We start from the raw sequence: 10,819 nt of genomic DNA, 5'->3' as shown, positions 1-10,819 counted from the left end.
ATACATGAGGGATGCCCGATGTTTTATGTGCAACGCGATGCACAAGGCCTGCTGGTGCGCGTAGAAGCCACCGCTTACGCCGAGGCCACCGAGACCTTGCCGGCCGACAACCACGAGATCCAGGACTGGTTCGCCAACCAGGCAGTGGAAAACAGCCTCAAGCAACTCAAGCAGAGCGACCTGGAGATGATCCGGGTACTCGATGACTTGATCCAGGTGCTGACCAGCAAAGGCGTCATCCGCGTCACCGACCTGCCACCGGCGGCCCAGGCCAAGCTGATGGACCGCACCCAGGCCCGGGAAGCATTGGGCGGGTTAAGCCGATTGATCGATGATGATGAGAAGGGGTTGATCTAGCCTACCGCCCGGGCTGACACCATTCCAGGCAGTACACAACACCTGTGGCGAGGGAGCTTGCTCCCGCTGGCCTGCGAAGCAGGCCTCTGCATATCTCCAGATGGACCCCATTGCCCGGTTTTGCGACTGCTGCGCAGCCGAGCGGGAGCAAGCTCCCTCGCCACAGGGTTTTGGGTTGTCTGGGCGGACGCCATCGCGAGCAAGCTCGCTCCCACAGTTGATCGGTGTTGATCTCCGTATTTCGGTTCGAAACAGAACCAGTGTGGGAGCGAGCTTGCTCGCGATGAGGCCGGCAAGCCCAGCATCCATGTGACTGAACCACCGCTATCGCGAGCAGGCTCGCCCCCACAGCGTTTAGCGTTGATCAATCTGTGCCGTGATGGCTGGGAAGCTTTTGTGGCGAGGGAGCTTGCTCCCTCGCCACAGGACCGTGCCGTTCCCAAACCCCTTGTGGGTATCCAACATCACCGCAAACTGATCCTCCGCCATCGCGAGCAAGCTCGCTCCCACAATTGGATCGGGGCACGGCCGGAGAGACAGGTCGGCTGTCAGGCCGCCTCGCGAGCAAGCTTTGCTCCCACTGATCTGAAGGGTGTACGGCCGGGAGAGCCAGGTCGGCTCTAAGGCCGCCTCGCTTCGGCTTTTGATCTGGGGGCCCCGTTAACCACGATGGCCGAACGCAGGCATTGCGCAGTGGGCATCCCGGCATGGATGCCGGGATAGCCGCGCTGGACCATGGATGGTCCTTCGCGGCGGGCCCACGGAGCAATGCCTGCGTTCGGGCACACCGAGCCTAGGCGAGGCGCCGAGTGGTGGGGCAAGACCTTTTGGTTACTTTTGGGGCGTTTGCCAAAAGTGACTCGCCGTAAGGGCGAAACCGCCAGCCGCCGTTACCGCAGCAATGGATATGTACTCGGTCAAGAGCACAGGCCGGCTACCAGGCCGCCTCATCAACAAAGCCTCAGCCCCACCGCCGAGGCTCTCCAACCAACTGCCCCTGCACCCCAAACAACCCCATCTCCCGAATCACCGCCAGCTCCCCCTCCGTCTCAACCCGCTCAGCAATCAACGGCAAATCAATACTGTGAGCCGCACGCTGAATGGCCTCGATGAACAAGCGCTTGTCGCTCTCCTGATCAATGGCACGGATATAACTGCCATCGATCTTCAGATAAGCCAACCCCAACCGCGATAAGTTGCCAATCATGCTGAACCGCCCACCAAAACGCTGCAGGCTCAGGGAAAAACCAAGCTCACGCAGATGCCGAGTCAACTGCTCCAGTACCGCTTGCTCCGGCAGTTGCTCTTCACCAATCTCCAGGGTCAAGCGCGGCCCAAGGTTGGAATGCGCCCGCAGGATCTCAAAGACCTTATTCAACGCCTGCGGATCGGCCAAGGTCGCCGAGGACAGGTTCAACGCCAGGGACTGTTCATGCCCGGCCATTTGCTTGAGTACCTGTTCGAGCATCAAGCGGTCCAGGCGCGCGGTCCAGCCAAAGCGTTCCAACCAAGGCAGGAAGCGCCCGGCGGGGATGGTCTGGCCCTGCTCGTCCAACAACCGCGACAGCACTTTGTAATGCAGCACCACCTGGGTGTCCTGGGCAGCCACCACCGGCTGGAAGTACAACTCGAAGCGCTGATGACTCAACGCCTGGTCGAGCAAATTGTGCCAGGCATGGTGATCGTCGCCGACGCTGGCCGAGGCACTGTGGTCCAGGGAGGCCCACCCCGGTTCGCCCTGGCTTTCGGCCTGGGCCAGGGCCTGGTCGCCGAGCTGGAGCACCGCTTGCGGCGAGTCGCCATGGACGAACGGCGCCAGCCCGATGGAGGCCACCGACGCCACATCCGTCGCCCCGGTGGCATGCAGGCTCGCCAACGCAGCCTCAAGATTCTGCGCCAGTTGCAGCGCTTCCCCGCGCACCAGCCCGGGCGCCAGCACCGCGAACTCGCCGCCGCGAATACGCGTGACCAGGTTGAGGGTTTCCGGATACCGCGCACATTCACGCTGCAATTGCTCGCCCACGGCCTTAAGCAACTGGTCGGTGCGCTGCCCACCCAGCCGCTGGTTCAACCCGGCCAGGTCCTTGACCCGCAACAACAGCAGATAACCGGAGCTGGCCTGCTCCGGGTTGCTCACCCGGGCATTGAGCTGCATTTCGAAATAACGCCGGTTGGCCAGGCCCGTGAGGTTGTCCTGGTAGGACTCGACCCGCAGTTTCTCGCTGCGTTCGGCCTGCTCCTGGAACAGCGCCTTGAGCTTCTCGACCATCTGGTTCATCGCCTGCACCACGCGACGCAATTCAGGGGTACGCGGCAATTCCGGCAGGCTCAAGAACTCACGACGGGCAATAGCATGGGATTGGTGCACCATGTAATCCAGCGGCTTGAGCTGGCGACGCAGCAGCAAGGCCCCCAGCACCGCGCTCACGGCGCCACACAGCAACAGCCAGCCCAGGCTGCCCAAGGCGCTCTGCCACAGCTTGGCGAGGGCGAACATCGGGTGGCTGATCACCTCGACCCGCGCCGCCTGCTCCCAGCCGCGGCTGACGATGGCATCGCCACCGGCCGGTTCCAGGCCGATCAGCTTGACGAACCATTGCGGCACGCTGCCGGCGTCCGGCGTGCCGGTGCGCTCGACCAGGGTCTTGTCGGTGGCCACGTCGACCACGCGGATGGTCGCGTAGTAGCCGCTGTCGAAGATCGAGCTGACCATCAACTCCACCATCGCCGGGTCGTCGATGTTCGGTGTCAACGACAGCGCCAGCGCCGTGGCCGCGTCCTGGGCGTGGGAGCGCAACTGGTTGACGTACTGGGCCCGCGAGCTCTCCAGGCTGACCATGAAGCTGCCGCTGAAGGCAACCACCAGGAACAGACAGATAGCGATCAACAGCTGTTTGAACAAGGACATCTGAGCGCGCGCTCCTAGTTAGTCGTCTCGACCGGGAAACCTTCGGCCTGCATTTTTTTCAACACATCCTGCCACCGGGACAGGCGCTTGGTGTCACCCACTTTCTTGTTGCCCTTGGCGCCCGGCAGCCACAGCCCTTCGGCATTGAAAGAGTAGACCGGGAGCAAGTCGGTTCGCTGGCTGGCCGGCTGGATACCGTCGATCAGGCTGTCGAGTACCAGTGGCATCGCCTCGGGCGTGGCGTAATAGGTGAGCACCATGTGCGCACGGTTCTGCCGCAAGGCCTTGACGTAGGTGATGCGCAGCTTGTCACTGGACACCCCGAGATGGCGCAGGCTGAAATACTTGGCGATGGCGTAGTCTTCGCAATCGCCGGCGCCCTTCCATAAAGCCTGGATCGGCGTTTCCCAATAATCGACTTCACGCCACAGGTCGATATCTTCCACGTAGCGCACCTGTTTGTTGAAAAACAGGTTCACCACCTTGAGCTGTTCCAGTTCCGGGATCTGTTTCTGGGTCGCCAGCAATTGCTGCCACGCGTCGATCCGTTGCTGCCCTTCGCCCAAGGGGCCATATAACGCTTGCGCCCGCCGGCTGATCTGCGCAAAGTCCCAGTCGGCCCGCAGACCGCCCAGCATCAGGCCGGCCAGCAACAATGCCGAACACAGCCAGCGCAAGGACCTGAGGACAGGGAACGGTGCAGCCAAGGGAAATACGTCCGATAAGGGTCGTTGGAAATTCGTTGGATGGTGACGCCTGGCCCACTAAAAGACAATGGCAAGGTGCAATCACCGCAGGCAGACTAAACTTTAGTTCAGGAACCTCCGGTCGAGAGACTTTGACGGTTCACCAACCTGTAACTACCGTGTGCCTGGATCCAATTTTTACTACCAATCAGGGTGCGTTGTCGTGACACAGAAGCCCAAACCGCTCAGCACTATCCAGATCAACGGTCCCATTCCCGCTGACCAGGCACGCTCGATCATTGAAGAATCTCTGCGCGAGGCCATCCTCGATGGACGCCTGCCGTGCGGGACCGCCCTGCGCCAGCAGGAACTGGCCGACCTGTTCGGCGTGAGCCGCATGCCGGTACGCGAGGCGTTGCGCCAGCTCGAAGCGCAGTCGCTGCTCAATGTGGTTCAGCACAAGGGCGCCGTCGTGGCGCCATTGATCACCAACAATGCGGTAGAAACCTACGCCCTGCGTTCGGTCCTGGAGTCTTTCGCCTTGCGCCTGTCCATCCCGCTGCTCGATGACAGCGACCTGGCACTGGCCGCCCAGTACATCGAACAGCTGGAAACGGAAACCAATCACGCCGAGATCGGCAAGCTCAACCGGCTGTTCCACATGTCGCTGTATCACAAGGCGTCCAACGGCAAGCTGCTGGACCTGATCGAGCGCGAGCTCAATGAAGAAGAGCGCTTCCTGCGCTTTCATCTGTCGTCCATGGGACTGGGCAAGTTGAGCCAGGACGATCATCGCGCGCTGCTCGACGCCGCGCGGGCCAAAGACATCGATAAAGCGATCGTATTGCTGGAACTGCACCTGGAAAAAGCCTCTGTCACCATGCGCAGGTACCTGGAACAGCCGTCGAAGCCTTGATCTCACGTCGGCGCTCGGTCCGGCGTAAAAATTTCTTACATATCCTTCCGATTCACTTGCCGCCAGCGCGGCACGGCCTCGCCGTGGCCGCGACTCGTCGCCCCATCAGTTCAATGGCACTGCCATCGATTTGGGCTCACTCTTGCGCTTGTCGATTCAAAACAGACCTGAAGAAGTCAACGCCTGGCTAAGGCCAGACGAATCGAAGCCAATACGCAAGGAGCGTCGTCCAACCGGCGGGATGATCGGAAGTCCGACCGACGTCCTGCCCATAACATAAAACTTCTTAACTCCCCGATCCCTGAAGTGCTCCGAGTGAGGCATTCACTCGAACTATTCGATTCTGATCTCGCTAAATCGGAAGGAGCCTCTTCGCGCCAATAAAACTTATATAAAAAGTTTTAAAGAGCCTCTTCACGCCCAATAAAAAGCCAACTTTAAATAATTAAAAAAACACTTGCCGCCTACTTGTTACCTGTATTAATTTTTTATTCGCCGCGTTACTGGCGGCCCTTTCGACTTGCACCAAGCACAGCAAATACAGGCATAAGAAGCCGACATAACGATTAAAAGAGAATACTTAAGCCACTTTGGCAATTCATGGATTCCGGTTCAGGCACTCGCTCGCCCTAATTAAATAACGAGCCGCCTTCCGGACAAAACATCATTGATGAGGACGTTCCAATGCAGCCATCCAAAGAACAACTATCTCTGAAAAAGCAGGAACTTGGTCAACACCCGGTTTTTTCCGAGATTACATCAATCGATCTGTTACGCCGTTTTATGGAAAGCCATGTCTTTGCCGTCTGGGACTTCATGTCGCTGACCAAGCGACTGCAACGCGAACTCACCTGTGTCCAGTTGCCTTGGCTGCCGCCAGCCGATCCCCACGCGGCCCGCTTGATCAATGAGATCGTGCTGGGGGAGGAGTCGGATGACCGCCCTGGCGCCGGCTATTGCAGCCATTTCGAACTGTACCTGGACGCCATGCGGGAAATCGGCGCCGATACCCGCGCAATCGAGCAGTTCATCACCCTGCAGCAGGAAGGCGTCAGCCCAGAGACCGCGCTGGACAGTGTCGAAGTCGAGCCGGCGGCGGCGCGGTTCGTCCGCCAGACCCTGCACACCGCCTTGCACGCCCCGGCCCACAGCGTGGCCGCCGCGTTTGTACATGGTCGCGAGAGTGTCATCCCGCAGATGTTCCAGCGCATGCTCGACGCCTGGGGCATTGGCCTGGACCAGGCACCGACCTTTCGTTACTACCTGCAACGGCACATCGAAGTCGATTCCGAAGACCACGGGCCGGCGGCAGAAAAACTCTTGGCGCGGCTGATCGATGGCGACCCGCAGCGCGAAACCGAGGTCCTGGCCGCCGCGCTCGCCGCCGTCCACAGCCGCGCGGCCTTGTGGGACGGCCTGCGCCAGAGCATGGCCCAACCGGTTGCACAGGTGACGCCATGAACGCCGTCGAATACCAATCCTTCGCCGACGCCTGGGAAAGCCGCGCCACCATCCGTACCCGGCCACGGCGCCGGGTCGAAGACGACGACAAACTGATCTTCCCCATGAGCCGCCAGCCGCTGGTGCACAGCCAGACCTTCCTCAGCCACTGCCCGCAGTTGCGCGACTTTGTGCTGGTGCAAAGCCTCTACAAGTTCATCAACGACGTGGTGATTTTCGAGACCGAACTGGTGGACCACACCGCCCGGCGCATCGCCAAGAACCGCTTCGGCATCGAATTCCCGTTCGCCTGCCGCTACGACGCGATGACCGTGGTGGTGGACGAGGATTACCACGCACTGGTGGCGATGGACTTCATGCAACAGACCATCGACATGACCGGCATCGATCCCATCCCGTTGCCTGGGCAGATCGAACTCAGCCGCGCCATACCGGCGACCCTGGCCCAGGCGCCGGAGCATTTGCTCAGCGCCGTGGAGCTGATCTGCATCGCCATTGCCGAGAACACCGTGACCAACGAAGTGGCCGCCTTCGCCCGGGACGATTCGGTCAAGGCCTCGATCAAGGGACTGATGGCCGATCACTTGCTCGACGAGGGCCGGCACTCCGGTTTCTGGACGCGACTGGTGCAGATCTACTGGCGCACCGCCCCCGAAGAGGACCGCTCGGCGATCGCGTGCCTGATGCCCGGTTTCATCGCCCAGTACCTGGCGAGCGACCTGCAGCAAGCGTTCGATTTCGAGCTGATCGCGCACCTGCCCGTCGACGAATCGGTACGCCAATCACTGCGTGAAGACGCCAGTGCGCTGGCGTATCCGATCAATCGTTTTCACCCGTTGGTGGGCAATATCACGCGTTTTTTCCGCGGCAGCTCGATGCTCGCGTCCCCCTGCGTACGCGACGCCCTCGCTGATTACCTGACCCCATGAGGACCTTTCGATGAGACGCCTCGACATTGCAGTGCCTGGCACCAGCCAGGCCATGACCGAACTGGCCCGGGAACTGGAACTGCACGGCCACGGTGTAGTGGACCTCCAATCGCCGGTCGACCTGTTGATCGACGACGGGACGACACCGCGAGCCATTGAAGCCCGTTCATACCTCCAGATCCGCGTGGCGCTACGCACGCTGCCCGGCGAGGCATTGCCGCAACCGGTGCTGGTCTTTCGCGACGGCGCGCAGCGGCTGTTGTGCCAGGACGTGATCGCGCCGCAAACGCGATGGCAATGGTCAGTCCTTGCGCCTGCGTACGTTGGCAACAGTGGTCGAAACCGGCGCACGGCTGGTCAGCCAGTTCTCCCGGGACGAAAACTGCTTCGATCACTGGCCGACACTACACGCTGACGCTATCGACCAGCCCCAGCTCGGGCTCGATGCGCTGGAGCCACTGGCTTTCGAGCACGGCCTCAATCGGCCGCCGGTGCCCTGGCTGCTGGCCGCCGCCGACGTACCGGTGATGCACAGCATCGAACAGCGTCTGCTCGATGACGCGACGCAACCCGCCCTGTGGGTCGATGGGCAATTGATCGACTACAAATCCTTGCGCCGCCTGGCGCTGAGGTTGCAGCAACCGATGCTGGAAATACTGCACCGAGCAGAACATGGGAAAGGAGCTGTTGGAGAACCTGTGGGAGCAAGGCTTGCCCGCGATGAAGACACCGATGCTCTCAAACAAACCGCGTCATCGTTCATCGGGGGCAAGCCTTCCTCCCACAGGCCTTCCTCCCACAAGGTGATCGGTGTGTGCCTGCCCAAGTCCGCACACCTGTACGCGGCGATCCTGGCGGTGCTGGGTTGCGGGGCGGTGTACCTGCCGCTGGACCCGCAGCACCCGGCGCAACGTCGGCGCTTTATCCTGGAAAATGCCCAGGCGGACCTGTTGCTGCACGACGGCGACAGCGACCTCGGCGACCTCTCGGTGCCAACGCTGAATGTCCACCAACTGCCAGCGCCCAAGCCCGGCATCCCGGCTTCGCTGATCCGTCGTACGCTGGACGGCGACGAACCGGCCGTGGCGATCTACACCTCCGGCACCACCGGCCAGCCCAAAGGCGTGTTGCTCAGCCATCGCAACCTCAGCCATTTCTGTGCCTGGTACGGCGACTACGTCGGGCTGCGGCGCGACAGCCGGGCGTTGCAGTTTTCCACCATCAACTTTGACGCTTCGCTGCTGGATATCCTGCCGACCTTCATCCACGGCGCCTTGCTGGTGGTGCCCAGCGAAGACCAACGCCGTGATCCGCAGCAACTGGTGGCGCTGATTCACCAGCAGCACGTCAGCCACGCCTTTCTGCCGCCTGCGCTGCTGAGCGTCATGCCCCTGGATGCACCGCTGGGCCTGGCGCACCTGATCACCGGGGGCGATGTCTGCGAGCCGTTCGTGATCGAACAGCTCGCGCCGCAATGCCGGTTCCACAACATCTACGGCCCGACTGAAACTACGGTGCTGGCGACTACGCGGCAATTCGGCGTCGGCGACAACAACCGCAACCTCGGCGTGCCCATCGCCAATGGCCGGGTGCTGATCCTGGACGAACAGTTGCAACCGGGTGCCCCAAGGTGTCCCCGGCGAGTTATACATCGCCGGCCCGGGCGTCGGCCTGGGCTATCTGAACGACCCCACGCTGACCGCGACGCGTTACCTCGACCTGACGCTGCCCACCGGGCAAACGCTGCGGGCCTATCGCACCGGCGACATCGGCCAGTGGACCGACAGCGGCATCGAACTGTGTGGCCGCCGCGATAACCAGGTGAAGATCCGCGGTTTTCGGGTCGAGCCCGAGGAGATCGAGCACTGCCTGCGCGATAGCCAGTTGTTTCGCCAGGTAGCGGTGGGAGTCGATGAACGGCGGCGGATCCTGGCGTTCCTGGTTCACCCCGAACAAACGCACCCCGGCGCCGCCCTCCAGGCGTTGCGCGAGCACGTGCAAAACAGCTTGCCCAGCTACATGCACCCGACGGCCTACGTCGAATTGCCCAGCCTGCCCTACACCAGCAACGGCAAGGTCGATCGCCGGGCATTGCTCGCCATGGCGGTGCAGGTGCACGTGGACGACCAACGCCGGCAGCCGCAAAATGCCCTGGAGACACAGCTGCAGCAACTGTGGGCCGAGCTGCTTGAACTGCCGGTCAACGATATCGCCACCGACGAAAGCTTCTTCAACCTCGGCGGGCACTCGATCCTGCTGTCGCGACTGTTGCTGAGCATCCGCCAGACATTCGGCCGCAGCCTGTCGATCAACCGCTTCATCGAGGCGCCGACGCTGATGACCTTGGCGAAGTTGCTCGACGACCCGGAGCACAGCGGCGCATCGGTCCTCAGCCCCCAGGCCTTCATCGATGCCGAGGCGGAGCTCAACCTTGATCCGCTGCCCATCAGCCAATGCGGCGATGTGCACAAGGTGCTGGTGACCGGCGCCAACAGCTTTCTCGGCGTGCACATCGTCGAGGCGCTGCTGGCCTGGGGCGCCACCGAAGTCGCGTGCCTGGTGCGCGCCAGCGCTGAGCACAGCGCGGCCGAGCGTTTCTCCCAGGCCCTGCGGGACAATCACCTGACCCACCTGGACCTGGACCGCGTCAGCGTCTATGCCGCCGACATCACCCAACCGCAATTGGGTTTGCCCGACGATGTCTACGCCCGCATCGACCGCACCTTCGGCGCGCTGGTGCACAACGCGGCCCACGTCAACCATGTGCTCGACTACGAGTCCCTGGCGCGGGATAACGTGGAGCCGATTTTCGAGTGCCTGCGCCTGTGTGAAGGACGTAGCAAGAAAATCTTCAACTTCGTCTCCACGTTGTCCGCCTCCAGTGCCCTGGATGCCGATGGCCAGGTGCTGGAACAGCCTGCCGCCGAGACGCCGCCGATCTACATCAAGAACGGCTACAACCTGTCCAAATGGGTCGGCGAACGGATCCTGCAACGGGCCCGTGATCGCGGGGTTTGGGTCAATCTGTTCCGCCCCGGCAACATCAGCTTCAACAGCCTGACCGGGGTCTGCCAGCCCCATAAAAATCGGCTGATGCTGATGCTCAAGGGCTCGATCCAGCTCGGCCAGGTGCCGGACCTGTCCCTCAATTTCGACCTGATGCCGGTGGATTTCCTGGCCCGCTTTATCGCCTTCCACGCCAGCCGCTACCAGCCCACCCAAGCGGTGTTCAACCTGCACAACCCGCAGCCGTTGAGCTGGGACGCTTATGTGGCGTCGTTCCGCGACAGCGGCCGGGAGTTTTCCCTGGTGAGCGTCGCCGAGTGGCAACGGCAACTGGCTCGGGTCGATGCCGACAATGCGTTGTTTGGCGTGCTGGGTTTCTACCTCAACGGCTTCGAGGAAGACATCGGCGACATCTCGCTGATCAGCCACGACAACGCCCGCGCCGGCGTGCGGCAGATGGGCGCCAGCTACCCGGAAAAATCCCCGGCCCTGCTGCGGCGCGGCGCGGCGCCGATTACCTCAAGGCCATCGACTTCATCTGAAACACCCTCAACCC

At 61.9% G+C, this 10,819-nt stretch carries 6 protein-coding genes and 1 pseudogene; 5 read left to right on the top strand and 2 right to left on the bottom strand.

Annotated features, from left to right (window positions below; translation table 11 throughout):
* Window positions 1-18: 18 nt before the first annotated feature.
* The gene (locus PSH84_RS05625) at window positions 19-357 is read left to right on the top strand and encodes a hypothetical protein (protein WP_003196545.1); all 339 of its coding nucleotides are present in this window, start codon (window positions 19-21) and stop codon (window positions 355-357) included.
* 961 nt (window positions 358-1,318) lie between these two features.
* Here PSH84_RS05625 and lapD read toward each other — a convergent pair.
* Together lapD and lapG are read right to left on the bottom strand one after the other, a co-directional pair.
* Window positions 1,319-3,265 carry a cyclic di-GMP receptor LapD gene (lapD, locus tag PSH84_RS05620; protein WP_305482391.1) on the bottom strand — a complete coding sequence of 649 codons (1,947 nt, stop codon included), beginning with the start codon at window positions 3,263-3,265 and terminating at the stop codon, window positions 1,319-1,321.
* Window positions 3,266-3,279: 14 nt separating this feature from the next.
* Complete coding sequence (gene lapG, locus PSH84_RS05615; RefSeq protein WP_436278757.1) at window positions 3,280-3,903, bottom strand: cysteine protease LapG; 624 nt, start codon at window positions 3,901-3,903, stop codon at window positions 3,280-3,282.
* 271 nt (window positions 3,904-4,174) lie between these two features.
* Between lapG and PSH84_RS05610 the strand changes: the two genes are divergently transcribed.
* The 4 genes and pseudogenes from PSH84_RS05610 to PSH84_RS28745 all read left to right on the top strand — a co-directional run bounded on the left by PSH84_RS05610 (window position 4,175) and on the right by PSH84_RS28745 (window position 10,805).
* Window positions 4,175-4,867, top strand: a complete 693-nt coding sequence (locus PSH84_RS05610; protein ID WP_305482390.1) for a GntR family transcriptional regulator — start codon at window positions 4,175-4,177, stop codon at window positions 4,865-4,867.
* A gap of 684 nt (window positions 4,868-5,551) precedes the next feature.
* Complete coding sequence (locus PSH84_RS05605; protein ID WP_122566723.1) at window positions 5,552-6,328, top strand: DUF3050 domain-containing protein; 777 nt, start codon at window positions 5,552-5,554, stop codon at window positions 6,326-6,328.
* The gene (locus PSH84_RS05600) at window positions 6,325-7,257 is read left to right on the top strand and encodes a diiron oxygenase (RefSeq protein WP_122566724.1); all 933 of its coding nucleotides are present in this window, start codon (window positions 6,325-6,327) and stop codon (window positions 7,255-7,257) included. Before PSH84_RS05605 ends, PSH84_RS05600 begins: the two co-directional genes overlap by 4 nt.
* A 10-nt stretch (window positions 7,258-7,267) precedes the next feature.
* Window positions 7,268-10,805: pseudogene (locus tag PSH84_RS28745) on the top strand (non-ribosomal peptide synthetase).
* Window positions 10,806-10,819: the final 14 nt, after the last annotated feature.

The organism is Pseudomonas beijingensis (assembly GCF_030687295.1).
Lineage (GTDB): Bacteria > Pseudomonadota > Gammaproteobacteria > Pseudomonadales > Pseudomonadaceae > Aquipseudomonas > Aquipseudomonas beijingensis.
This window is presented reverse-complemented; position numbering and strand designations above follow the sequence as displayed.

Coding starts and splice junctions, on each gene's coding strand:
- PSH84_RS05625 (WP_003196545.1), top strand. CDS start 19: ATGTTTTATGTGCAACGCGATGCACAAGGCCTGCTGGTGCGCGTAGAA.
- lapD (WP_305482391.1), bottom strand. CDS start 3,265: ATGTCCTTGTTCAAACAGCTGTTGATCGCTATCTGTCTGTTCCTGGTG.
- lapG (WP_436278757.1), bottom strand. CDS start 3,903: ATGCTGGGCGGTCTGCGGGCCGACTGGGACTTTGCGCAGATCAGCCGG.
- PSH84_RS05605 (WP_122566723.1), top strand. CDS start 5,552: ATGCAGCCATCCAAAGAACAACTATCTCTGAAAAAGCAGGAACTTGGT.
- PSH84_RS05600 (WP_122566724.1), top strand. CDS start 6,325: ATGAACGCCGTCGAATACCAATCCTTCGCCGACGCCTGGGAAAGCCGC.